At 66.7% G+C, this 24,142-nt stretch carries 23 protein-coding genes and 2 tRNA genes; 14 read left to right on the forward strand and 11 right to left on the reverse strand.

The window, feature by feature from the left end:
- The first annotated feature begins 192 nt into the window (after positions 1–192).
- The 3 genes from C6A86_RS10015 to ilvC are packed head-to-tail and all read left to right on the forward strand — an operon-like array spanning position 193 to position 3,604.
- Positions 193–2,043 carry an acetolactate synthase large subunit gene (locus C6A86_RS10015; RefSeq protein WP_105364010.1) on the forward strand — a complete coding sequence of 617 codons (1,851 nt, stop codon included), beginning with the start codon at positions 193–195 and terminating at the stop codon, positions 2,041–2,043.
- Complete coding sequence (gene ilvN / locus C6A86_RS10020) at positions 2,040–2,549, forward strand: acetolactate synthase small subunit (protein WP_105364011.1); 510 nt, start codon at positions 2,040–2,042, stop codon at positions 2,547–2,549. The genes C6A86_RS10015 and ilvN overlap by 4 nt, the downstream gene beginning before the upstream one ends.
- Positions 2,550–2,602: 53 nt before the next feature.
- Complete coding sequence (gene ilvC / locus C6A86_RS10025; RefSeq protein ID WP_199196252.1) at positions 2,603–3,604, forward strand: ketol-acid reductoisomerase; 1,002 nt, start codon at positions 2,603–2,605, stop codon at positions 3,602–3,604.
- Between the two features lie 56 nt (positions 3,605–3,660).
- On the opposite strand, the gene C6A86_RS10030 is transcribed toward ilvC, so the two are convergent.
- From C6A86_RS10030 to C6A86_RS10050, 5 genes are read right to left on the reverse strand one after another with little or no spacing between them, the layout of a single operon-like run.
- A complete protein-coding gene (locus tag C6A86_RS10030) occupies positions 3,661–3,993 on the reverse strand; it encodes a DUF3140 domain-containing protein (protein ID WP_105364013.1) in 333 nt (110 codons plus the stop codon).
- Positions 3,990–4,418, reverse strand: a complete 429-nt coding sequence (locus tag C6A86_RS10035) for a hypothetical protein (protein ID WP_105364014.1) — start codon at positions 4,416–4,418, stop codon at positions 3,990–3,992. Before C6A86_RS10035 ends, C6A86_RS10030 begins: the two co-directional genes overlap by 4 nt.
- Positions 4,415–4,630, reverse strand: coding sequence for a DUF2945 domain-containing protein (locus C6A86_RS10040; protein WP_105364015.1), 216 nt, complete (start codon positions 4,628–4,630; stop codon positions 4,415–4,417). The genes C6A86_RS10035 and C6A86_RS10040 overlap by 4 nt, the downstream gene beginning before the upstream one ends.
- Positions 4,631–4,659: 29 nt before the next feature.
- Positions 4,660–5,259, reverse strand: coding sequence for an NAD(P)H:quinone oxidoreductase (gene wrbA, locus C6A86_RS10045; protein WP_105364016.1), 600 nt, complete (start codon positions 5,257–5,259; stop codon positions 4,660–4,662).
- A complete protein-coding gene (locus C6A86_RS10050; RefSeq protein ID WP_233213056.1) occupies positions 5,256–6,686 on the reverse strand; it encodes an NAD(P)/FAD-dependent oxidoreductase in 1,431 nt (476 codons plus the stop codon). The genes wrbA and C6A86_RS10050 overlap by 4 nt, the downstream gene beginning before the upstream one ends.
- 77 nt (positions 6,687–6,763) lie before the next feature.
- Here C6A86_RS10050 and serA point away from each other — a divergent pair, with 77 nt between their 5' ends.
- Genes serA through C6A86_RS10070 form a run of 4 tightly spaced genes read left to right on the forward strand, consistent with a single transcriptional unit; the run spans position 6,764 to position 10,576 of the window.
- A complete protein-coding gene (gene serA / locus C6A86_RS10055; RefSeq protein WP_105364018.1) occupies positions 6,764–8,350 on the forward strand; it encodes a phosphoglycerate dehydrogenase in 1,587 nt (528 codons plus the stop codon).
- Positions 8,347–9,369 (forward strand): 3-isopropylmalate dehydrogenase, encoded by a 1,023-nt coding sequence (locus C6A86_RS10060; protein WP_105364019.1) that lies wholly within the window; start codon positions 8,347–8,349, stop codon positions 9,367–9,369. Before serA ends, C6A86_RS10060 begins: the two co-directional genes overlap by 4 nt.
- Positions 9,370–9,374: 5 nt before the next feature.
- A complete protein-coding gene (locus C6A86_RS10065; protein ID WP_105364020.1) occupies positions 9,375–9,938 on the forward strand; it encodes a hypothetical protein in 564 nt (187 codons plus the stop codon).
- 29 nt (positions 9,939–9,967) lie between these two features.
- Positions 9,968–10,576: a dihydrofolate reductase family protein gene (locus C6A86_RS10070; protein WP_105364021.1), complete on the forward strand. Its 609-nt coding sequence runs from the start codon at positions 9,968–9,970 to the stop codon at positions 10,574–10,576.
- An 18-nt stretch (positions 10,577–10,594) separates the two neighbouring features.
- Here C6A86_RS10070 and C6A86_RS10075 read toward each other — a convergent pair whose 3' ends face one another.
- The gene (locus tag C6A86_RS10075; RefSeq protein ID WP_105364022.1) at positions 10,595–11,797 is read right to left on the reverse strand and encodes an MFS transporter; all 1,203 of its coding nucleotides are present in this window, start codon (positions 11,795–11,797) and stop codon (positions 10,595–10,597) included.
- Positions 11,798–11,927: 130 nt separating this feature from the next.
- Here C6A86_RS10075 and C6A86_RS10080 point away from each other — a divergent pair, with 130 nt between their 5' ends.
- The 4 genes from C6A86_RS10080 (at position 11,928) to C6A86_RS10095 (ending at position 14,529) form a co-directional block, all read left to right on the forward strand.
- Entirely contained in the window at positions 11,928–12,740 is an 813-nt protein-coding gene (locus C6A86_RS10080) for a fumarylacetoacetate hydrolase family protein (protein WP_105364023.1), read from the forward strand.
- Positions 12,741–12,742: 2 nt separating this feature from the next.
- On the forward strand, positions 12,743–14,194 hold the full coding sequence (gene gltX, locus C6A86_RS10085; protein WP_105364024.1) for a glutamate--tRNA ligase: 1,452 nt from the start codon (positions 12,743–12,745) through the stop codon (positions 14,192–14,194).
- A 116-nt stretch (positions 14,195–14,310) separates the two neighbouring features.
- A tRNA-Gln gene (locus C6A86_RS10090) sits at positions 14,311–14,382 on the forward strand.
- A 74-nt stretch (positions 14,383–14,456) separates the two neighbouring features.
- Positions 14,457–14,529, forward strand: a tRNA-Glu gene (locus tag C6A86_RS10095).
- Between the two features lie 54 nt (positions 14,530–14,583).
- Here the strand turns inward: C6A86_RS10095 and C6A86_RS10100 are convergent.
- The 3 genes from C6A86_RS10100 to C6A86_RS10110 all read right to left on the reverse strand — a co-directional run bounded on the left by C6A86_RS10100 (position 14,584) and on the right by C6A86_RS10110 (position 17,878).
- Entirely contained in the window at positions 14,584–15,789 is a 1,206-nt protein-coding gene (locus C6A86_RS10100) for a DUF1501 domain-containing protein (protein ID WP_105364025.1), read from the reverse strand.
- 11 nt (positions 15,790–15,800) lie between these two features.
- Positions 15,801–17,069: a DUF1800 domain-containing protein gene (locus tag C6A86_RS10105; RefSeq protein ID WP_105364033.1), complete on the reverse strand. Its 1,269-nt coding sequence runs from the start codon at positions 17,067–17,069 to the stop codon at positions 15,801–15,803.
- Positions 17,070–17,176: 107 nt separating this feature from the next.
- Positions 17,177–17,878, reverse strand: a complete 702-nt coding sequence (locus tag C6A86_RS10110; protein ID WP_105364026.1) for an IclR family transcriptional regulator — start codon at positions 17,876–17,878, stop codon at positions 17,177–17,179.
- 77 nt (positions 17,879–17,955) lie between these two features.
- Between C6A86_RS10110 and leuC the strand changes: the two genes are divergently transcribed.
- The 3 genes from leuC (at position 17,956) to C6A86_RS10125 (ending at position 20,878) form a co-directional block, all read left to right on the forward strand.
- Positions 17,956–19,398, forward strand: a complete 1,443-nt coding sequence (leuC, locus tag C6A86_RS10115) for a 3-isopropylmalate dehydratase large subunit (protein WP_105364027.1) — start codon at positions 17,956–17,958, stop codon at positions 19,396–19,398.
- 28 nt (positions 19,399–19,426) lie between these two features.
- Positions 19,427–20,020, forward strand: coding sequence for a 3-isopropylmalate dehydratase small subunit (gene leuD / locus C6A86_RS10120; RefSeq protein WP_105364028.1), 594 nt, complete (start codon positions 19,427–19,429; stop codon positions 20,018–20,020).
- A gap of 204 nt (positions 20,021–20,224) precedes the next feature.
- Positions 20,225–20,878, forward strand: a complete 654-nt coding sequence (locus C6A86_RS10125) for an HU family DNA-binding protein (protein ID WP_105364029.1) — start codon at positions 20,225–20,227, stop codon at positions 20,876–20,878.
- Positions 20,879–20,966: 88 nt separating this feature from the next.
- On the opposite strand, the gene C6A86_RS10130 is transcribed toward C6A86_RS10125, so the two are convergent.
- Positions 20,967–21,887 (reverse strand): NUDIX hydrolase, encoded by a 921-nt coding sequence (locus C6A86_RS10130; protein ID WP_105364030.1) that lies wholly within the window; start codon positions 21,885–21,887, stop codon positions 20,967–20,969.
- A gap of 41 nt (positions 21,888–21,928) precedes the next feature.
- On the reverse strand, positions 21,929–24,100 hold the full coding sequence (locus C6A86_RS10135; RefSeq protein WP_105364031.1) for an RNA degradosome polyphosphate kinase: 2,172 nt from the start codon (positions 24,098–24,100) through the stop codon (positions 21,929–21,931).
- Positions 24,101–24,142 lie beyond the last annotated feature (42 nt).

The raw sequence follows: 24,142 nt of genomic DNA on the forward strand, positions 1-24,142 counted from the left end.
ATGTACACCCCGGACAAGCTCGTAGTAATTGGTTGGCGCGTTGATGCCGCGCTAGCTCTCTGCCGGGCTTAGCCAACAGCATCGACGCGCCGACCCTCGTACAGCGGACTCCGCTGACGGGGGTTTTTTGCTGTCACAGAACGTCACCACACCACAGAAGCAACCGGACCGAACCAGATCGATGAGGAAAAAGTGAGCGCACCCACCACGCGGCCGCCGGAGTCCACCCAGCGCGCGAACGGCGTCAAGGCCCCTGCCAAGGCGGAGCCGAAGACCAATGTTGTTGCACCACAACAGATGACTGGCGCGCAGTCGGTCGTGCGGTCGCTCGAGGAGATCGGTGTAGAGATCATCTTCGGCATCCCCGGTGGCGCCGTGCTGCCCGTCTACGACCCGCTCTATGACTCGAAGAAGCTGCGCCATGTGCTGGTGCGCCATGAGCAGGGCGCCGGGCACGCTGCCAGCGGCTACGCCCACGCCACCGGCAAGGTCGGCGTGATGATGGCCACCTCGGGTCCGGGTGCGACCAACCTGGTGACCCCGCTGGCCGATGCCCAGATGGATTCCATCCCGGTCGTGGCGATCACCGGTCAGGTCGGGCGCGCCCTGATCGGCACCGACGCCTTCCAGGAAGCCGATATCACCGGGATGACCATGCCGGTCACCAAGCACAACTTCCTGGTGCGCGAGGGCGATGACATCCCGCGGGTGATCGCCGAGGCGTTCCACATCGCCGCGTCGGGACGCCCCGGTGCGGTGCTCGTCGACGTCCCGAAGGACATCCTGCAGGGCGAGTGCACCTTCTCCTGGCCTCCGGTGATGGACCTGCCGGGCTACAAGCCCAACACCAAGCCGCACAGCCGCCAGGTGCGCGAGGCCGCCAAACTGATCGCCGAGGCCCGTAAGCCGGTGCTCTATGTCGGAGGCGGTGTCATCCGCGGTGAGGCGACCGACGAACTGATGGAGCTGGCCGAGCTGACCGGCATCCCGGTGGTCACGACCCTGATGGCCCGCGGCGCGTTCCCGGACAGCCATCCGCAGCACATGGGTATGCCCGGTATGCACGGCACCGTCTCGGCGGTGGCCGCGCTGCAGAAGAGCGATCTGCTGATCGCGCTGGGCACCCGTTTCGATGATCGTGTCACCGGCAAGCTGGATTCTTTCGCCCCCGACGCCAAGGTGATCCACGCCGACATCGACCCCGCCGAGATCGGCAAGAACCGGCACGCCGATGTGCCGATCGTGGGTGATGTGAAGAATGTCATCACCGATCTGCTGGAGATCCTGCGCCGCGACGGCACGAATGCAGCGTCGCTGAAACTGGACAACTGGTGGGAGTACCTGTCGAGCATCAAGGCCACCTTCCCGCTGAGCTACGGCCCGCAGAGCGACGGCAGCCTGAGCCCGGAACTCGTCATCGAGAAGCTGGGCCAGATCGCCGGCCCGGAGGCGCTCTACGTCGCCGGCGTCGGCCAGCACCAGATGTGGGCCGCGCAGTTCGTGAAGTACGAGAACCCCAAGACCTGGCTGAACTCCGGTGGTCTGGGCACCATGGGCTACGCGATCCCCGCGGCGATGGGCGCCAAGTTCGCCCGGCCCGAGGCCGAGGTGTGGGCGATCGACGGTGACGGCTGCTTCCAGATGACCAATCAGGAGCTGGCCACCTGCGCACTCGAGGGTGCGCCCATCAAGGTCGCGCTGATCAACAACGGCAACCTGGGCATGGTGCGGCAGTGGCAGACGCTCTTCTACGGAGAGCGCTACAGCCAGACCGACCTGTCCACGCACAGCCACCGGATCCCGGATTTCGTGAAGCTGGCCGAGGCGCTGGGGTGCGTCGGATTGCGTTGTGAGCGTGCAGAAGACGTCGAAGACGTCATCAACCAGGCGCGTGCCATCAACGACCGGCCCGTGGTCATCGACTTCATCGTCGGCGCCGACGCCCAGGTGTGGCCGATGGTCGCCGCGGGCACCAGCAACGACGAGATCCAGGCCGCCCGCGGCATCCGTCCGCTGTTCGATTCGGAAGAGGGGCACGCATGAGCAAGGTCTCCACCCACACGCTGTCGGTGCTCGTCGAGGACAAGCCCGGTGTGCTTGCCCGCGTCGCGGCGCTGTTCTCCCGGCGCGGCTTCAACATCCAGAGCCTCGCCGTCGGCGCCACCGAACAGAAGCACCTGTCCCGGATGACGATCGTCGTCGAGGTCGAGGACTTCCCGCTCGAGCAGGTCACCAAGCAGCTCAACAAGCTGATCAACGTGATCAAGATCGTCGAACAGGACGAAGATCAGTCGGTGTCGCGTGAGCTCGCGCTGATCAAGGTGCGTACCGATGCGACCACCCGCAGCCAGGTGATTGAAGCGGTCAACCTGTTCCGTGCCAAGGTGGTGGACGTGTCCACCGAGTCGCTGACCATCGAGGCCACCGGGACGCCGGAGAAGCTCGAGGCATTCCTGCGGGTGCTCGAGCCGTACGGTATTCGGGAAATCGTGCAGTCCGGCATCGTCTCGCTGTCGCGCGGACCGCGCGGTATCGGCACCGCCAAATAGCTTCACCAACGAATCAAAGAGACAAAAGAGAAGGAAATTCAGTGGCAATCGAACTGTTCTACGACGACGACGCGGATCTGTCGATCATCCAGGGCCGCAAGGTCGCGGTGATCGGCTACGGCAGCCAGGGCCACGCCCATTCGCTGTCGCTGCGTGACTCGGGCGTGCAGGTCAAGGTGGGCCTGAAGGAGGGCTCGAAGTCCCGCGTCAAGGTCGAGGAGCAGGGCCTGGAGGTCGGCACGCCGGCCGAGGTCGCCAAGTGGGCCGATGTGATCATGGTGCTCGCACCCGACACCGCGCAGGCCGAGATCTTCACCAAGGACATCGAGCCCAACCTGGAAGACGGCAACGCGCTGTTCTTCGGGCACGGCCTCAACATCCACTTCGGCCTGATCAAGCCGGCCGAGAACATCACCGTGGGCATGGTCGCCCCCAAGGGCCCCGGCCACTTGGTGCGCCGGCAGTTCGTCGACGGAAAGGGCGTGCCCGCCCTGATCGCCGTCGCGCAGGACCCCAAGGGTGAGGGCCAGGCGCTGGCGCTGTCGTATGCCGCCGCCATCGGTGGCGCCCGTGCCGGTGTCATCAAGACCACCTTCAAGGAAGAGACCGAGACCGACCTGTTCGGTGAGCAGGCCGTGCTGTGTGGTGGCACCGAAGAGCTCATCAAGACCGGTTTCGAGGTCATGGTCGAGGCCGGCTACGCCCCCGAGATGGCCTACTTCGAGGTGCTGCACGAGCTCAAGCTCATCGTTGATCTGATCTACGAAGGCGGCATCGCGCGGATGAACTACTCGGTGTCCGACACCGCGGAGTTCGGCGGCTACATCTCCGGGCCGCGCGTCATCGACGCCGACACCAAGGAGCGCATGCGCGCCATCCTCAAGGACATCCAGGACGGCAGCTTCGTCAAGCGCCTGGTCGCCAACGTCGAGAACGGCAACACCGAGCTTGAGGGTCTGCGCAAGGCGAACGCCGAGCATCCCATCGAGGTCACCGGCAAGAAGCTGCGCGACCTGATGAGCTGGGTCGACCGGCCGATCACCGAGACTGCCTAGCCGATTTGTGGAGTCTCAGTCGTACGTACTGGTTACGGCTGAGACTCCACAAATCGCTACTCTTTGGTGGGGTCGTGGCCCCAATTCATCAGGGAGTACCGCCAGGCACTGTCCTCGACGTCGCTCTTGGGGCGTTGCGCCAGATGCCGCTTGCAGTAACCGACCACCTTGCGCATGTGCGCATAGTCAGCGTCGCCGAGATCGTCCTTCTTGGTGCGCAGTAACTCCACGATGCGCCGACCACTTTCGTGCCCGGTGGACTCGCCGCCGTCCTTCTTCTGTCCGACCTTCTTGGAGTCATCGGACTTCAGAAACTTGTCCAGCTCACCCGCTGTCATGTTGACGACATCGTGGAACTCTTCCCAGGTGTTCTGATCATCATCGGTCATGGCGTGGCCTCGTGGCCGTCGCGTCCCTTGGTCCGGCGGCTTTCCTTCATCTCGGCCTCGAAGACGTGCCGCCGGCCGTCCATCAGCTCGTCGCGGACCTTCTTCTCATGCTCGCGGAAACGTGACCAGTAGTCGTCGTCGAATTCCTCGACGACCTGGAACGTCCAGCGACCGCGAATGATGTTGCGGCCGACCATATCCTCGGTCAGCCGGTCGGCGATCTCGTCGTGCCCCGCGTCGCGCAGGGCCTCGGCCGCCTCGCCGAGCAGCAGGTCGGCGTGCCCCATCAACTGATGGAACGAATACAGGTGCCCCCGCGCCCGTTCCACGTACTCCAACGCCTCGGACACCTTGCCGACCGCCTCGACGGTGTCGTCGGAGGCACCGTGCGGCCGCGCGTGCGCGTCATCGGCCGAAGCGGTCATGACGAGCGCTTCTTCAGCGCCTCGGGTTTGTGCACGGCGTCGCTGCCGCTCTTGTCGCTGGTGACCCGGTACTGCGGCTCGTCCCTGCTGGCCTTCACCGTGCGACCGGCGGCCTCGGTCTCCGACGTGATCTTCTCCTCGACGGTGCCGGGCACGGTGGTGCCGTGGCTCTGCCAGGACACCTTGTCGCCCTTCTTGAATGATTCGCTCATTCCGGCGGGGTACCCGGCTGTGCAGCGTTTCAGTCACCGAGCCTGGCGGCGATGCCGACGACGCGGCGCGCCAGATGATCGAGGGCGTCGTTCGTCGCGGCATCGAACTCGGTGATGTTCTCCCGATTCGCGATCAGCCCAACTCCGTAGGGATTGCCGTCGACGAATTTCACCGGGTCGGTGTATCCCGGCGGGACGATGATCCCGCCGAAATGCATCAGCGTCACATACAGATTCAGCAGCGTGGACTCCTGGCCGCCGTGCGCGGTCTGGGTGGAGGTGAACGCGGCGTACACCTTGTCGGCGAGCTTGCCCTGCGACCAGAGCCCGCCGAGCGAGTCCAGGTAGGCCCGCAGCGGCGCCGCCGGAGAACCGAAACGGGTGGGGGAGCCGAAGATCACCGCATCGGCCCACACGATGTCCTCGCCGGTCGCGACCGGCAGGTCCTTGGTGGCCTGATAGTTGGCTGTCCATGCCGGATTGCCCGCGAACGACTCGGGATCGTTGGTCTCGGCGACATGGCGGATGCGGACCTCGGCGCCGGCAGCCTCGGCGGCAGCGGATATCCGGGCCGCCATCGAGGTTCCGTGCCCGGTGGCCGAGTAGTAGATGACGGCGAGTTTGGTCATGGCGCCAGTTTAGGAAGCTCCCGGATGCCGAACTCACGTTTCAGCACGGTCCGCGCGGCGTAGAAACCGGCCATGCCGTGCACGCCGCCGCCGGGCGGGGCGGCCGAGGAACACAGATAGGCCTTCGGAATCGGGGTGGACCACGGGTTGATCCGCGGGGTAGGACCGGCGATCGCGCTGACCATGTTGTTGCCGCCGACGCCGATATCCCCGCCGACCAGGTTGGCGTTGTGATCGGCCAGTCGCGCGGCCGGCACGCTGCGCACCGCGACCACCACGTCGCGGAACCCGGGTGCGAACCGCTCGAAGATATCGGTGACGGCTTCGCCCATGTCCACCGGCGAACCCGCCGGGACATGGGCGTACGCCCACAGGGGCCGTCTGCCGTGGCTGTCGATGCGGGCCGGGTCGGCGATATGCGGCAGGGCCGCCAGCACCATCGGCCACTCGGCGTGTCTGCCGGCGGCGATCTCGGATTCGGCCAGCGCCATCTGCGACCGGCTCCCGCCCAGGTGCAGGGTCGGGGCCTGCGCCAGACGTGAATCGCGCCAGGGGATTTCGCCCGAGAGCACGAAATCGACCTTGGCCACACCGGGCCCATAGGTGTAGCGCTGCAGGGCCTTTGCGTACCGAGTCGGCAGAGTCGAGCCGTAGATGGACAGCAGAGCCGTCGGCGCCGTGTCATAGAGCACCACGCCACCCGGCGGTGCGGTGACTTCCTCGCCGAGAACGAGTTCCCCGCCATGGTCCAGCAGATCGGCGATAAGGGCATCCGGAATGGCCTGCGACCCACCGACGGGAATCGGCCAGCCGACCGCATGCCCGAGCGTCGCCAACATCAGACCCGCCCCGGACGCGACCAGGGACGGCATCTGCGAAATGGTATGCGCGGCAACACCGGTGAACAGTGCGCGAGCATCCTCGCCCTTCAGCGCGCCCCACAGCGGGCTGCCCTGGGTGAGTAGCCGAGGTGCCACCTTCAGTGCGGCGGGGATCGACGGTGGCAGCGACCTTTTGTCGCCGAGCAGCAACCCGACCACGCCGTCGCAGTCGGCGGCGAGCGGGCCGAGCAGTCGCCGCCACGAGTCTCCGTCGGACAACTCGGCGGCGGTGCGCTCGATATCGCGGTAGCCGATTGCCGCCGGCCGGTCGGTGAACGGATTGGCGTAGGAGATTTCCGGGACCGACAATTGCACACCGCGGGCCTGCAGGTCGTAGGCGGCGAAGAACGGCGACGCCAGCGCCAGCGGATGCACCGCCGAACAGATGTCGTGGCGGACACCGTCGAACTCCGGGTCGGGCAGAGTGCGCGCACCACCGCCCGCGGTGGTCTGCGCTTCGATGACGCGTACGGCCAACCCGGCCCGGGCCAGGATGACGGCTGCGGTCAGCCCGTTGGGGCCACTTCCGACGACGGTGACGTCCACCACATCAGTAGACATCATCGACGCCGAGCGCACGTGGCCTGTGGTAGCGCGGCGGGCACACACTAGGCTGTAGCGCCGTGAGTCTTCCCGTTGTTCTGATCGCCGACAAGCTTGCCGAGTCGACCGTCGCCGCCCTCGGCGACCAGGTCGAGGTCCGTTGGGTCGACGGCCCGGACCGCCCGAAATTGTTGGAGGCCGTCGCCGACGCCGACGCACTGCTGGTGCGCTCGGCAACCACGGTCGACGCCGAAGTCATCGCCGCCGCGCCCAAACTGAAGATCGTCGCCCGCGCCGGTGTCGGCCTGGACAACGTGGACGTCGACGCGGCCACCGCACGCGGTGTCCTGGTCGTGAATGCGCCGACGTCCAACATCCACAGCGCCGCCGAGCATGCGCTGGCCCTGCTGCTGTCGGCCGCGCGCCAGGTTCCGGCCGCCGACGCCACGCTGCGCGAGCACACCTGGAAGCGGTCCTCGTTCTCGGGCACCGAGATCTTCGGCAAGACCGTCGGCGTCGTCGGGTTGGGTCGCATCGGCCAGCTCGTCGCGGCGCGGCTGGCCGCATTCGGCACCCACATCCTGGCCTACGACCCCTACGTGTCCTCGGCTCGCGCCGCGCAGATCGGCATCGAACTGGTCAGCCTCGACGAGCTGCTCAGCCGAGCCGACTTCATCTCGGTGCACCTGCCCAAGACCAAGGAGACCGCGGGCCTGCTCGGCAAGGAGAACCTCGCCAAGACCAAGCCGGGCGTCATCATCGTCAATGCCGCCCGTGGTGGTCTGATCGATGAGCAGGCGCTCGCCGATGCCATCACCAGCGGACACGTCCGCGGTGCGGGCCTGGACGTGTTCTCCACCGAGCCGTGCACCGACAGCCCGCTGTTCGAGCTGCCGCAGGTCGTGGTCACCCCGCACCTCGGCGCGTCGACCGCCGAGGCGCAGGACCGGGCCGGCACGGATGTGGCCGCCAGCGTGAAGTTGGCGCTGGCCGGCGAGTTCGTGCCCGATGCCGTCAACGTCGGCGGGGGAGCCGTCGGCGAGGAAGTGGCGCCATGGCTGGACCTGGTCCGCAAGCTCGGCCTGCTGGTCGGCTCGCTCGCCGAGGCTGCGCCGGTGTCGTTGACCGTCCAGGTCCGTGGCGAGCTGGCATCCGAAGACGTGGAGATCCTTCGCCTGTCGGCGCTGCGCGGCCTGTTCTCGGCCGTCGTCGACGAGCAGGTGACCTTCGTCAACGCGCCCGCGCTGGCCAAGGACCGCGGCGTGACTGCCGAGATCACTACCGCCAGTGAGAGTCCCAACCACCGCAGTGTGGTGGACGTACGCGCGGTGTACTCCGACGGCGGTGCGCTGAACGTGGCGGGCACCCTGACCGGCCCGCAGCAGGTGCAGAAGATCGTCCAGATCAACGGCCGCAACCTGGACCTGCGTGCCGAGGGTTACAACCTGGTGGTCAACTACAGCGACCAGCCCGGCGCGCTCGGCAAGATCGGCACCCTGCTCGGCAGTGCCGAGGTCAACATCCTCGCCGCCCAGATGAGTCAGGACGCCAGCGGTGACAGCGCCACCGTGATGCTGCGCCTGGATACCGATGTGCCCGAAGACGTGCGCGCCGCGATCGCCTCGGCGGTGGGCGCCACCACACTGGAAGTGGTCGATCTGTCATGACTTCAGTCAAGAAACTGGCAGTGATCGCCGGTGACGGCATCGGACCCGAGGTCATCGACCAGGCGCTGCGCGTACTCGACGCCGTGCTGCCCGGGGTCGAGCGCACCGAGTACGACCTGGGTGCGCGGCGCTACCACGCGTCGGGCGAGCTGCTGACCGCGGAGACGATCGAGGAGTTGCGCGGCCATGACGCAATCCTGCTCGGCGCGATCGGCGACCCGTCGGTACCCAGCGGTGTACTGGAGCGCGGGTTGCTGCTCAAGCTGCGGTTCGCGCTCGACCATCACGTCAACCTGCGGCCCGGTCGGCTCTATCCCGGTGTGAGCAGCCCGCTTTCGGGTGTGACCGGAATCGATTTCGTCGTGGTCCGCGAGGGCACCGAGGGGCCCTACACCGGCAATGGTGGTGCGCTGCGGGTCGGCACGCCCCACGAGGTGGCCACCGAGGTCAGCGTGAACACCGCCTTCGGTGTGGAGCGTGTCGTGCGCGATGCGTTCGCCCGGGCCCAGACCCGGCGTAAGCATCTGACGTTGGTGCACAAGACCAATGTGCTGACCTTCGCGGGCAGCCTGTGGTCGCGGGTGGTGGCCGAGGTCGGCACCGAGTTCCCCGATGTCGAGGTCGCCTACCAGCACATCGACGCCGCCACCATCCACATGGTCACCGACCCGGGTCGTTTCGACGTGATCGTCACCGACAACCTGTTCGGCGACATCATCACCGACCTGTCGGCGGCGGTGTGCGGTGGCATCGGTCTGGCCGCGAGCGGCAATATCGATGCCACCCGCACCAATCCGTCGATGTTCGAACCGGTGCACGGCAGCGCGCCCGATATCGCGGGCCAAGGTATCGCCGATCCCACCGCGGCCGTGATGAGCGTGGCGTTGTTGCTCTCGCACGTGGGCGAGGACGACGCCGCGGCGCGGGTGGACGAGGCGGTCTCCGAGCACCTGGCGACTCGTGGCGAGGCGACGCTGTCGACCCGCGAGGTCGGCGACCGCATCCTGTCGCTGCTGTAGCACGGGTGGCCGCACTCGCGACGCTGAGCCGGCAGTGCGTGCTGTTCGCGATCGGTTCGACGTTCTTCGCGGTGGCCACCGCGCCGGGATTCGCCGCGCTGGCCGGGGCCGGGGCGTCCAACGCGCTGTGTTTCGTCGGTTCGTGGTTCTTCACCACGGCGGCTTTCATCCAGCTGCAGTTGTCCGAAAGCGGCATCGGCTGGTGGTCATCGGCCAGCCAATTCGCGGGCACCGTCCTGTTCAACGTCAGCACCGGGGCATCGGTGTGGGCGCACTCGGTTCATGCCGAGCGGCGCGACGTGTGGGCGCCGGATGCCACGGGGTCCGTGGCATTTCTGATCAGTGGGGTGCTTGCGGTCCTGGTGGTCGGCTGGTGGGCGCCGAGATCCGTTGACTGGCAGGCGGGGTGGATCAATCTGGCCGGCTGCGTCGCGTTCGGGGTGTCGGCAGCGGCGGCCTTCGTGTTCAAGACCGGCGAGACGGTCAACGCATCCCTGGCCAACCTCGGCACATTCGTCGGTGCGCTGTGCTTCCTGGCGGCGGCACTGTTGCTCCGTCCGCGGCGATGAGTTGACGCGTCCCGGCTGGTCTATTCGGTATGGGACTCATCGATATCGAATTGTTCGCCACGCTGGATCTGGTCGGCCAGGGCCCCGGCGGCCCTGACGAGGATCCGATCGGCTTCCCGTTCGGCGGCTGGCAGGCGCCGCTGCAGGACGATGTCGCCGGTGCGCAGGTGGCGGCGGCGTACGAGGGCACCGACGCGTTGCTGCTCGGCCGGCGCACCTATGACATCTTCGCCGCGTACTGGCCCCATCAGGACGGCGAGTTCGCGGCGTTGTTCAACCGCATCCCGAAGTATGTGGCCTCGCGCGGCACGCCCGACCTGTCCTGGGCGGGATCGATCCGGCTCGGCCCGGATCTGGTCGGCGCGGTGCGCGAGATCCGGGACCGGCACGAGCGGGTGAAGGTTGTGGGCAGCTTGAATCTGGTGCAGACCCTGTTGCGGGAGAAGCTCTTCGACGGGATCGATCTGTGGTTGCATCCCGTCATGCTCGGTGTGGGCAAGAAGGTGTTCGACGGTGGTGTGGTGCCCACGAATGTCCGGCTGCTGCAGCCGCCGGTCGCGAGCCCGAAGGGATCGGTGTACCTGCGCTATGGCCTCGCCGACGGTGTGCCGGCGACGGGGGATATGACTGCCTCCTGAAAGTTGTTCGCAGGTGTGCTATTTCGCGCGTGCCACGGCCTCGGACCCGGGGTCGGCCGGCACCAGGAATATCGCTGCCGCGGGGAACAGTGCGCATACGGCGAACGCGAACGGGAATCCAGCCGCGGCGATCAGCGCACCGAACACCGGTGACCCGACCGCCGTGGCCAGATGCTGGCTGGTGTTCTGGGTGCCCAGCGCGCGTCCGCTCCAGAACGGACCGGCGATCTCGGCGATCGCGGTGAACGCCAACCCGTTGTCGGACACCGTCACCACCGAGGCGATGACGATGAGCGCGACGCTGGCCGGTGAACCCAGTGCATCGGTGATGGCGAGCAACGCCATTGTCGCCGACGCGGCCGCAGCGATGAATCGGATGGGCCGCAGGCGTAGGCCGAGTACATCGGACCATCGCCCGGCCGCGATACGCCCGGCGGCGCCCAGCACCTGGGCGGCGGTGACGAGCGCGCCCGCCGAAGCGGCGGACCACCCACGCTCGGTCATCAGCCACACCAGCATGAAGGTCCAGACGAAACCCTGGGGGATGACCAGCAGGACCGAGACCGCGTGAATGCGTGCCAGCACCGACGATCCGCGATAGGGGTTGGCCAGGTCCTCCGGCGGCGCCTCGGCCCGGGGCGGTCGCGGCGGGTCCAGAACGCCGATCGCGCAGATCACCGCGGACAGCACGCACACCACCGCGGGGAACAGCAATGCCGGGCCCACACCGTGACTTTCGGCGACGCGGGGGATCACCAGGGCGCCCAGTCCGACGCCCAGGGGTGTCGCGGTCTGGCGGATTCCCATGGCCAGACCGCGCTGCTCCGGTGGGAACCAGCCCACCACGACGCGACCGCTCGCGGCGTTGCTGCTCGCGGCGGCCATCCCGCCGAGGAGCAGGAACGCCCCGACGGCCCACAGCGATTGCACCGAGGCCGCGCCGAACGCGAATGCCGCGGTGAGTGCCGAGCCGACGGTCAGCACGATGCGCTCGCCGACCCGGTCGACCAGCCAACCCCAGGCGATCAGCGTCACCACCATGCCGAAGCTGGGCATTGCCGAGAGCAGGCCCGCCAGGCCGAGATCGAGTCCGCGCTGGCTGTGCAGGGTGGGAATCAGGAAGGCCGCGCCGTTGATGAACACGTTGGCGCATGTGGTCGCCGTCAGGGCGATCACCAGCATGGACCAGCGCCGCGCGGTGCTGATCGACGTCGTGGGCATGTCGCCATGGTGCCACGGTCATCCCATGATATTGAACTGGAATCTCACTATTTGAAATGTCGCGTGCCTGTTCAGGTGCAAGCCGGACGCCGGGCGCCGAGCGGCCGCGGGGCCTCATTAGGCTGAACGGATGCGCCTCGGTCGAATTGCCAGTCCCGACGGGGTCGCCTTTGTGGTCATCGAAGGCGACTCCAACTCCGATGCGGTGTGCCGCGAGATCGCCGAGCAGTACCTGTCGCGAAATCCCACCTTCACCGGCCGCAGCTGGCCGCTGGCCGATGTGCGGCTGCTGGCCCCGATCCTGGCCAGCAAGGTGGTCTGCATGGGCAAGAACTACGCCGCCCACGCCCTCGAGATGGGCGGCGAGGCGCCCGAGGATCCGGTGATCTTCCTCAAGCCCAACACCGCGATCATCGGGCCCAACGTCGCCATCCAGCTTCCCGCCGATGCCCACCCCGTCCACCACGAAGGTGAGCTGGTGGCCGTCATCGAGCGGCCCTGCAAGGACGTGCCCGCCGCGAAGGCCGCCGACTACATCCTCGGCTACACCATCGCCAACGACGTGTCCGCGCGCGACCAGCAGCAGCAGGACGGCCAGTGGATGCGGGCCAAGGGCCATGACACCTTCTGCCCGGTCGGACCGTGGATCGAGACCGCCGTCGATCCCTCCGAGCTGGACCTGCGCACCGAGGTGATCCATCCGGCCGAGGACGGTTCGGTCGGCGAGATCGAAGTCCGGCAGAACAGCAACACCGCGATGCTGTTGCACGATGTCGGCGCCATCATCGAATGGGTGTCGGCGGTCATGACGCTGCTGCCCGGTGACCTGATCCTGACCGGCACCCCCGAGGGGGTCGGCCCGATCGAGGACGGCGACATCGTCAGCATCACCATCGAGGGCATCGGCACCCTGTCCAATCCTGTTGTGCGTAAAGGAAAATAGCGATGACCGTTCGGGTACGTTTCTGCCCATCGCCGACGGGCACCCCGCACGTCGGGCTGGTCCGCACCGCGCTGTTCAACTGGGCCTACGCCCGGCACACCGGTGGCGCCTTCGTCTTCCGCATCGAGGACACCGATGCGGCCCGCGACAGCCAGAAAAGCTACGATGCGATCCTGGACGCCCTGCGGTGGCTCGGCCTGGACTGGGATGAGGGCCCCGAGATCGGGGGGCCGTACGAGCCCTACCGGCAGTCCCAGCGTTCCGATCTGTATCGCGATGTGATCGCCAAACTTCTGGCCGCAGGCGAGGTGTACGAGGCCTACTCCACGCCCGAAGAGGTCGAAGCCCGCCATATCGCCGCCGGCCGCAATCCCAAACTGGGCTACGACAACTACGACCGCAACCTCACCGACGAGCAGCGGGCGGCCTTCACCGCCGAGGGCCGTAAACCGGTGCTGCGGTTACGGATGCCCGATGAGGACCTGACCTGGAACGACCTGGTGCGCGGGCAGACCACCTTCGCCGCCGGCGTGGTGCCCGATTTCGCGGTCACCCGGGCCAGCGGAGATCCGCTGTACACCTTGGTCAATCCCGTCGACGACGCATTGATGAAGATCACCCACGTTCTGCGCGGCGAAGATCTGCTGCCGTCCACGCCGCGCCAGATCGCGCTGTACCAGGCGCTGATCCGGATCGGCGTCACCGACAGCATCCCCGAGTTCGCCCACTTGCCAAGTGTTCTCGGCGACGGCAACAAGAAGCTGTCCAAGCGCGACCCGCAGTCCAACCTGTTCCTGCACCGCGACCGCGGATTCATCCCCGAGGGCCTGCTGAACTATCTCGCGCTGCTGGGCTGGGGGATCGCCGACGATCATGACCTGTTCAGCCTCGATGAGATGGTGGCGGCGTTCGACGTCGTCGACGTCAACTCGAACCCGGCCCGGTTCGACCAGAAGAAGGCCGACGCCATCAACGCCGAGCACATCCGGATGTTGACGCCCGACGAATTCAGCACCCGGCTACGTGCCTACCTGGACGCGCACGGCCACGACACCGGCCTGGACGACGCCGGCTTCGCGGAGGCGGCGGCACTGGTGCAGACCCGCATCGTCGTGCTCGGCGATGCGTGGGATCTGTTGAAGTTCTTCAACGATGCCAGCTATGTGCTCGACGAGAAGTCGGCGGCCAAGGAACTGAAGGCCGAGGCCGCTGTGGTGCTCGACGCCGCGCTGGCAGCCCTGGAGGCTGCGCCGCAATGGACGACAGCCTCGATCGAGGAGGCGCTGAAGACGGCGCTGCTGGACGGCCTCGAGCTCAAACCGCGTAAGGCCTTCGGTCCGATCCGGGTCGCGGTGACCGGCGCGACGATCAGCCCGCCGCTGTTCGAGTCGATGGAGCTGCTGGGCCGTGACCGCAGCCTGGCCCGGTTGCGGGCCGCAAGGGGTGGGGTGTGAAAAGTGGCCCCGATTCTTTGGTAATCTGTGCGTCGGCCCGAAAAGCACAGCGGAGAACTCTTCCGCGGCGCTGATTGGGTCAATTGATGCCCTGACCTGCGGTGATGGGTATCAAATGGGGTATGGTGTAATTGGCAACACTAGGGATTCTGATTCCCTCATTCTAGGTTCGAGTCCTGGTACCCCAGCTGTCCGGTCACGTCGGCACCAATTAGGTGAGCACGATTGCCTGAGCTATGCTGACCGTCCGGAAGATGTTCTAGCCCCCGTCGTCTAGCGGCCTAGGACGCCGCCCTCTCACGGCGGTAGCGTGGGTTCGAATCCCATCGGGGGTACAGATGAAGTCCCAGGAGAAATCCTGGGACTTTTTTCGTGCGATGTCGCGAACCTCACAGGAAGCCGATCGGCCGCCGGCCCGGGCCGACCGAGGGCTCCGGATCCGCTCCCAGCGTCTGATCGAGAAGTTCGTGATACACGTCTCGAAAGTCGGTGGTGGTCTTGAGGTCGCCGTCGTGCAGATCGGTGAGGCTCGGTGCGTCGCCGTAGAAGCCGCCCCGCACGGACTCGCCGAGGATCAACACCGGACCGGAGGTGCCGTGGTCGGTGCCCTGGGTGGCGTTGGCAGCCACCCGCCGGCCGAACTCCGAATAGATCATCGTGACCACATGCCTGCCGTAGGCGCTGTTGCGCATCTGCTTGAGGAACGGAGTGATCGCGTCGTTGAGTGCGGTGAGCAGTTTCTGTTGGTCGCCGCGCTCATTGGCGTGGGTGTCGAATCCGCCGAGGGACACCATGTACACCTTGGTGGGAACGCCGGCCCGCACGCACTGGGCCACCAGTTCGAGGTCGTCGGCGAGTTGCCTGCCGAGATCGGTGGCCGCCGTCGTGGGCAGCGGGCTGTCGGTGAAGGTCCGGAACGTGTCATCGATGGCGCGGTAGGCCCGGAAGTCGGCACGGACCGCCGCCATGGCGGGCGTGTCGTGCGGGTCGGGTGAGCTCATCGCCTCCAGTACGCCGGGCATATCCGGCGGCAGCCTCGGGATGGTGGCCGAAAGACCGGCTGCGGTGTGCTTTCCGCCGATGGCCATCGGCGGCAACACCGTGCCGATGTTCACCGCGCGCAACGGATCGTCGCCGCCTGCGTCCAGCCAGCGCCCGATCCAGCCGGATGCCGTCGGGTCATCGGGTGAGGCCGTCTGCCAGATATCCATCGAACGGAAATGACTTCGGTCCTGTTTCGGGTAGCCGACGCCGCGGATGATGGCCAGGTTGTCATTGCGCCACGACGTCTCCAGGCCGGTCAGCGCCGGGTTCAGCCCGACAACACCGTCCAGATCGATGACCGCTTCCGGTGCGAACGCCAGATCGGGACGCGCGTCGTAGTACGCGTTGTCGGTGTAGGGAATCACGGTGTTGAGGCCGTCATTGCCGCCATAGAGCGTGAGGATCACCAGGATTCCGGTGTCGGCCGGCAAGGGTTGTTGTTGCGCGCGCTCGAACAGCTGGGGCAGTGTGACCGCCGCACCGGCCGCCGCGGCGAGCCCTGCGGCCCCGGCACTGGCGATCAGGAATCTGCGGCGATTGAGCTCCGGCATGAGATATCTACCTACACCGTCAGGTATTCGGGCGTGTTGACGGCGGCGGCGACCAACCGGTCCGGATTGTCGGCGAGGGGCTGCAGGGCTGCCGCGGTGGTGTCGGACCAGGCCCCGATCCCGAGCAGGTAGCCCGCGGCATCGACGCGGTCACTCGGGGCGGCGTCGGCCACCGTCGAGAGGTCACCGGTCGGGACGAACCGGTCGGCCGCCCAGAACCGCGCGGCCGCACTCGTATTGGACAGCCACACCCGGCCCTGGGGCCAGCCGTCGACATCGGGCGGTGAGAAGGGGCGCTGGCCCATCACCTTGAGCACGACATCGCAGGCGGTCAGTGTGTTCGGGCCGTCCAGTGGCACCGACAGCGAGCGCAGCATTCCGATCAGCCAATCCACCGGGGTGACGACCGCGGTGCCGGCACCGGCGACGAATTCGGGATCGAGAAAGATGGCCTTGGTCAAGGCTTTCAGATCCCGGTTCGGGCCGTAGGCGGTGACCAAGCGGCCCCAAGCGGCCTCGCCCGGATCCGTATCCGCGGCCAACAGACGCCACAGCTTCGCACTGACGAAGCGCGCCGAGGCGGGATGGCCGAGCACGATGTCACAGAAGTCGCTGTCCCCGAACGGGCCTGTCGCCCCGAGGATCGTCTTGACACCGCTGTCGTGATGCTCTGCCAGCAGCAAGGTTCCGTTGCCCAACGTGTCGAAGCGGCCGGTGAGTGCCCGCGCGCCCTCGCGGACATCGGTTTCGGTGTAGCCATTGTCGTGACCGAGGGCGAAAAGTTCCATGAACTCCCGGGACAGGTTCTCGTTGGGCGCCTCCTTGGTATTGCCCAAACCGTCCAGCCAGCGCAGCATCGCGGAGTCGGTGAGCATGGCGTAGGCGAGGTCGCGAAAGTCACCGAGAGTATGCGCGCGCAGGGTCTGGTTCTGCGCCGCCATGAATTCCGCGGCCACCACTTTTTCCGCCGAGGTGGCGAAATGGTTGTGCCAGACAAAGGTCAGCTTCTCGTGGATCGGTTGGCGCACGGCGACCATCCGGCGTATCCACCATCCCGACAGGTCCTGCATCTGTGCCAGCATGCTGCTCACAAAGGGGGCGGTGGTGGCTTCGCTGGCGGGGAGCGCGGGGGTCGAGTAGGTGGCCATCGGGGTCGCGATGGCGCCGGGGTCGGCGGCCGGGTCCAGTGCGAGCACCTCGTCGAGGTAGGACCCCCACTCCCGATTCACCACCGCATCGACCTCGCGCCCGGTGGTACCGAAACCGGACCGCCGCAGCATTCGTGCGGTGGCCAGCCATTGCGGCGATTGAGAACCCGTGGTCACGCACCTCCGGCCAGCGCCGACGCGCTCATGGTGTCGACAATAGGGCCAGCGCACGAAGTTTGCTAGAGCCGGCGGGTCAGCGCTTCCGAGGCGGCCAGCAGATCGGCGGCCCAGCGGGCACCGGGCCGTCGGCCCATCCGGTCGATGGGCCCGGACACCGAGATGGCGGCGATCACCGCGCCGCGACCGTCGCGCACCGGCGCGGACACGCTGGCCACACCGGATTCGCGCTCGGCGGCGCTCTGCGCCCAGCCCCGCTTGCGTACCTCGGCAAGCGTGCGTTCGGTGAACTTGGCGGTCATGAGTACCGACTGTTGGGTGGCGCTATCGCTGTAGGCCAGTAGCACTTTGGCACCCGAGCCGGCGGTCATGGGCAGGCGGGTGCCGACCGGGACGGTGTCGCGCAGCCCCACCGGTGGCTCCAGGGAGGCCACACACACCCGCGAGGTGCCCTCCCGGCGATAGAGCTGGACGCTCTCGCCGGTGAGTTCGCGAAGCCTGGGCAGCACGGCGGCACCGGCGGCCAGCAACGGATCATTGACCTGGCCGGCGAGCTCGGTCAGCGCCGGGCCCAACCGCCAACGTCCCTCGGCGTCGCGGGCGAGCAGGCGGTGCACTTCCAGCCCGGCGGCCAGCCGGTGCGCGGTCGCCCGCGGCAGGCCGGTGCGTTCGCACAGTTCGGCCAGACCGCATGGTGACTCGGCCACCGTGTGCAGGACGCCCACCGCTTTGTCGAGGACGCCGATACCGCTATCCTGTCTCACAGGGAGATACTAGCGTCCCGCATCGTGAGATAGCCAGCCCGTCACGGCAGGACGCCCGAGTCGAATTGAGATACCCAATGGAGCAGACACAGTCCAGTCCGCGGCCCCGCACCCTGGCCGAGAAGGTGTGGGATGACCACGTCGTGGCCCGCGGCGCGGGCGAACCCGACCTGATCTACATCGATCTGCACCTCGTGCACGAGGTCACCAGCCCGCAGGCCTTCGACGGTCTGCGATTGGCCGGGCGCCCGGTGCGCCGGCCCGATCTCACCATCGCCACCGAGGATCACAATGTGCCCACGGTGGACATCGACAAGCCCATCGCCGACCCGGTGTCGCGTACCCAGGTGGACACCCTGCGCCGCAACTGCGCGGAGTTCGGTATCCGGCTGCACCCGATGGGCGATGCCGAGCAGGGCATCGTGCACATCATCGGACCCCAACTGGGTCTGACACAGCCGGGCATGACGGTGGTCTGCGGTGACAGCCACACCTCGACCCACGGTGCGTTCGGCTCGATCGCCATGGGGATCGGCACATCTGAGGTCGAACACGTGATGGCCACCCAGACGCTTCCACTGAAGCCTTTCAAGACGATGGCCGTCAACGTCGACGGGGATCTGCCCGAGGGCGTGAGCGCCAAAGACATCATTCTGGCGGTCATCGCCAAGATCGGGACCGGTGGCGGGCAGGGGCACGTCATCGAATACCGGGGCAGCGCCATCGAATCCTTGTCGATGGAGGGCCGGATGACGATCTGCAATATGAGCATCGAGGCCGGTGCCCGGGCAGGCATGGTGGCGCCCGATGCCACCACCTTCGAATTCCTGAAGGGCCGTCCGCACGCGCCGAAGGGCGCGGATTGGGATGCCGCGGTGCAGGCCTGGAGTGAGTTGCACACCGACGAGGGCGCCGAATTCGACACCCAGGTGTACATCGACGCCGCGACGCTGAGCCCGTTCGTCACCTGGGGGACCAATCCCGGGCAGGGTGTGCCGCTCTCGGCGGCGGTGCCCGATCCCGAGATGATGGTCGATGACGACGCCAAACAGGCGGCCGAGAAAGCGTTGACCTATATGGACCTTCGCGCGGGCACTCCGATGCGTGACATCCCGGTGGACACGGTCTTCGTCGGCTCGTGCACGAACGGGCGCATCGAGGACCTGCGCGTGGTCGCCGAGATCCTGGACGGCCGCACGCTGGCCGACGGGGTCCGGATGCTGGTGGTCCCGGGCTCCATGCGGGTGCGTGCGCAAGCCGAATCCGAGGGTCTGGGCGCGATCTTCACCGCCGCCGGCGCGGAATGGCGCCAGGCCGGCTGTTCGATGTGCCTGGGAATGAACCCGGATCAGCTCGCCCCGGGGGAGCGTTGCGCCTCGACCTCGAACCGCAATTTCGAAGGCCGACAGGGCAAGGGCGGGCGCACCCACCTGGTGTCGCCCGCGGTCGCAGCGGCCACCGCCGTGCGCGGCACGTTGTCTTCCCCGGCCGATCTCGAACCCGTCTCCGCCACCCGCTAGGTCTTCGAACCGCAAGGAGTACCAGGACATGCAAGCTTTCACCACCCACACCGGGATCGGCGTGCCGTTGCGCCGAACCAACGTCGACACCGACCAGATCATCCCGGCGGTGTATTTGAAGCGGGTCACCCGAACGGGTTTCGAGGACGGTTTGTTCGCCGCCTGGCGCAATGATCCGGCTTTCATCCTGAATCTGGCGCCCTTCGACAAGGGGTCGGTATTGGTGGCCGGCCCCGATTTCGGCACCGGCTCGTCTCGCGAACACGCCGTCTGGGCGCTGATGGACTACGGCTTCCGGGTCGTCATCTCACCGCGATTCGCCGATATTTTTCGGGGCAACGCCGGCAAGGCGGGTCTTTTGGCGGCCGAAGTCTCCCATGATGATGTCGAACTTCTCTGGAAGCTGATCGAGCAGAATCCGGGCTTGGAAATCACTGTCAATCTTCAAGATCGGACCATTGCCGCCGGAACGGTCCTGCTGCCGTTCATCATTGATGACTACACCGCGTGGCGGCTGCTCGAGGGACTCGACGATATAGGCCTTACGCTGCGGAAACAAGCTGAAATCGAAGCCTACGAGCAGCGCCGTCCGAGCTTCAAACCGCGGACGCTGCCGGTCTGATTTGGACGGTTTCCGGGCCCCCAAATGTGGCCCGGCAACCCTATTCTCGGACGCCGGTACCACTGTCCAAGTGGGCCAATCGGATTGCCGGATATTCGCCAGCTACGGATGAAACTGCGCGTGGCTCTTGGAAATATGCGGCAAATAGGTTTACCGTGTCCTCTAGTCGGTCCAAGGTGGACCACTGGACTTCGGAGGGTTTGCATGAACAAAGCAGAGCTCATCGACGCACTCACAACCAAGTTGGGCACCGATCGTCGACAGGCTACTGCCGCGGTTGAGAACATCGTCGACACGATCGTTCGTGCGGTGCACAAGGGTGAGAGCGTTACCATCACTGGCTTCGGCGTTTTCGAGCAGCGTCGCCGTGCCGCCCGTGTGGCCCGCAACCCGCGCACCGGCGAGACCGTCAAGGTCAAGCCGACGTCGGTTCCGGCCTTCCGCCCGGGCGCGCAGTTCAAGGCAGTTGTCTCTGGCGCGCAGCGTCTCCCGGCAGACGGTCCCGCCGTCAAGCGTGGTGTGGCAGCGGCTCCGGCCAAGCGCACCGCCGCCAAGAAGGCCGCACCGGCCAAGAAGGCGGCAGTGAAGAAGGCCGCACCGGCAGCGAAGAAGGCTGCTCCGGCCAAGAAGGCTGCACCGGCCAAGAAGGCTGTGGTCAAGAAGGCCGCACCGGCAGCGAAGAAGGCTGCTCCGGCCAAGAAGGCTCCGGCCAAGAAGGCTCCCGCCGCCAAGAAGGCTGCTCCGGCCAAGAAGGCCGCACCGGCGAAGAAGGCCGCACCGGCCAAGAAGGTCGTCGCCAAGGCTCCCGCCAAGAAGGCTCCGGCCAAGAAGGCTCCGGTCAAGCGCGGCCGCAAGTAATTCCGGCTCAGACCCAAAAGCACCCCAGAACACCATGTTCTGGGGTGCTTTTGGGTGTGCCGCCGGCCACCCGGAGATCTACCGGGCCCTACTCCAGGATGGCCAGCGGGCTGCCGATATGGTCGGCGGCGATCAGCCGCCCGCCCGCCGAGGACAGCACCCAGGTGCTGCCCTTACGGTTCCGCGACTTGTCCGGCCGGACACCGTCGCGCTCGCACCACCATGCGATGAGATCGGGGATCACCTTGCCCTGGGTGCAGATGACCGGCGTCACATCGGCTGATCCCGAGGCGATCTCCATCACCCGGGCCCGGGCGGCCTTCTTGTCCCCGGCATAGGCTTCCTCGGTGAGGGCGGCCTCTGATTCGATGGGCAACCCGATTTCCTGCGCCAGCGGCCCCAGCGTCTGCTCACACCGCACGCGCGGAGCGGCGTGAAGTTCGGTGACCCCAAAGGCAAGTAGTTGACTCACCAGTGATTCGGCCTGGGCGCGACCGAGCTTGTCCAGCGGCCGCTTGGAATCCTCGCCCTTGTATTTCGACCGTGAACCGGCGCGCGCATGCCGGACGATGATCGTCGTCGCGGTGTCTGCCGGCGCTTTGGCGAAGCGTCGCAGCACCTTACGATCCTGCTGATACTGCAGCCGCTTCATCGCGTCCTTCGGCGGCAGCCAGAGCAACTCGTCGACCTCGTCATTGGCGCTGAACTCGCCGTCACCCGCGCCGGCCGCCCAATACACCACCCGCTTGAGGGCACCGTCCACCGGATAACTGATGACGGCCAGCCTGCGCCCGAGCCGACTCTGAAACCCGGTCTCCTCATGGATCTCCCGGACCGCGGCGGCGGGATGGCCCTCCCCGGGGTCCACCTTGCCCTTGGGCAGCGACCAGTCGTCGTAACGCGGACGGTGCACGACGGCCACCTCGGTCCGTCCCGCGAGCTCGCGCCACAGCACCGCGCCGGCGGCGTGCACCGTCTTCGTCTTCTCGCGGGGCGAGCTGTCCGACACATCAACTCCTAGGTGTTGTCAGTGGCCGACAGTCCGGGCGGTCAGGGTGAGCGATGTCTCGCCATCAGCGCCACCTGATGGTCGCGCACGGTGTGGCCGGGGAGCGGCAGCGCATTCCATCGACCGTCCGTCTGGAGCTCCCAGCACCGGGTCGCCGGATCCATGGTGGACTCGAACATCTCGTCCAGTTGGGCTGTCAACCGCGGATCCTTGACCTGAGCCATGACTTCCACACGGCGGTCCAGATTACGATGCATCATGTCCGCGCTGCCGATCCAGAACTCGTTGATGGCGCGGAAGTGAATAATTCGGGAGTGCTCCAGGAAGCGACCGAGAATCGAACGCACCACGATGTTCTCGGACAAGTCCTCCTGACCGGGGCGTAGCGCGCAGATTCCGCGCACCACGACCTCGACCCGGACGCCGGCCTGCGAGGCCCGGTAGAGCGCGTCGATCACCTGCTCGTCGACCAGCGCGTTGGCCTTCAGCCGGATTCGGCCCTGCCCGTTCTCCAGATGCGCGGCGGTCTCCTGCTCGATGCGCCCGATGATGCCCTTGCGCACACTGTGCGGCGCCACCAGCAGATTGCGGTAGGACACCTTGCGGGAGTACCCCGTCAACGAGTTGAACAGATCGGTGAGGTCGGCGCCGATATCGGGGGATGCGGTCAGCAGGCCGACATCTTCATACAGCCGGGCGGTTTTCGGGTTGTAGTTGCCGGTGCCGATATGGCAATACCGCCGTATCGTCGAGCCTTCCCGGCGCACCACCAGACAGGTCTTGCAGTGGGTCTTCAGGCCGATGAGCCCGTACACCACGTGCACACCGGCCTGTTCAAGGGCGCGAGCCCATTTGATGTTGGCCTGCTCGTCGAAACGGGCCTTGATCTCCACGAGCGCCACCACCTGCTTACCGGCCTCGGCGGCGTCGATGAGCGCGTTGACAATCGGCGAGTCACCGGACGTGCGGTACAGAGTCTGCTTGATGGCCAGCACGTTCGGGTCCGCGGCAGCCTGCTCGATGAAGCGCTGCACCGTCGTCGAGAACGAGTCATAGGGGTGGTGCACCAGCACATCGCCGTCGCGCAGCGTCGAGAAGATGCTCTTCGGCGTCTCGCGTTCACCGAACGCGGCCGGGGTGGCGGGCACGAACGGACGGTCCTTGAGATCGGGCCGGTCGACCCCGTAGATCTGCCACAGTGACGAAAGGTCGAGTAGTCCAGGCACCTCGATGACATCGCCGGGATGCACGTCGAGCTCCCGCAACAACAGCTCGAGCATGTTCTCGGTCATGTCGTCGGCGACCTCGAGGCGCACCGGGGAACCGAACCGGCGCCGGGCCAGTTCCCGTTCCAGCGCCTGCAACAAATCTTCGTCGCGGTCCTCGGCGACCTCGAAGTCTGCATTGCGGGTGATCCGGAACGCGTGCTGCTCGACGACCTCCAAGCCGGGGAACAGCACCGACAGGAAGGCGCCGATCAGCTCCTCCAGGGGCAGGAAGCGCACCGGGCCCGGCGTGCCGTCCTCGCCTTCGCGGCGGGGCAGCTCGACGAATCGGTCGACGTTGTCGGGCACCTTGATTCGGGCGAAGTGCTGCGTGCGATCATCGGGCTGGCGCACCGTGATCGCCAGATTCAGGCTCAGGCCGCTGACAAACGGGAACGGGTGCGCCGGGTCGACGGCCAACGGCGTCAGCACCGGGAACACCTGCTCGTGGAAGTAGGTGGACAGCGTCGCGTGTTCGTCCTCGTCCAGGTCCGCCCAGTTGACGATCAGAATGCCCTTCTCGGCCAGCGCCGGCCGCACCGATTCCCGGAAGACCTGGGCGTGACGGCTGGAGATCTGCTGGGTGCGCTCACCGATGCGCCGCAACTGTTCCCGGGGCGAGAGCCCGTCGGCCGAGCGCACCGACAGTCCCATCTCGTCGCGGCGTTTCAGCCCGGCGACGCGCACCATGTAGAACTCGTCGAGGTTGGACGAGAAGATGGCCAGGAACTTGGCCCGCTCCAGCAGTGGCAGTGAGGTGTCGGCGGCCAGCGCCAGCACCCGGGCGTTGAAGTCCAGCCAGCTCAGCTCACGATTGAGGTAGCGATCCTCGGGCAGCGCGTCCTCGACGGCGTCGGCGGTCTCCGCTGGGGGAGCGTCGGGCGCACTGTCCACGGCCTCCGCCGGCGTCCACTCGGTGTCAGCACTGGTTGTATCGGCGTCGGTCATGTGTCGATCATTGCCTATCCCCACCGAGCATTCCAGTGCGCA

It is taken from the genome of Mycobacterium sp. ITM-2016-00316 (assembly GCF_002968335.2).
GTDB lineage: Bacteria > Actinomycetota > Actinomycetes > Mycobacteriales > Mycobacteriaceae > Mycobacterium.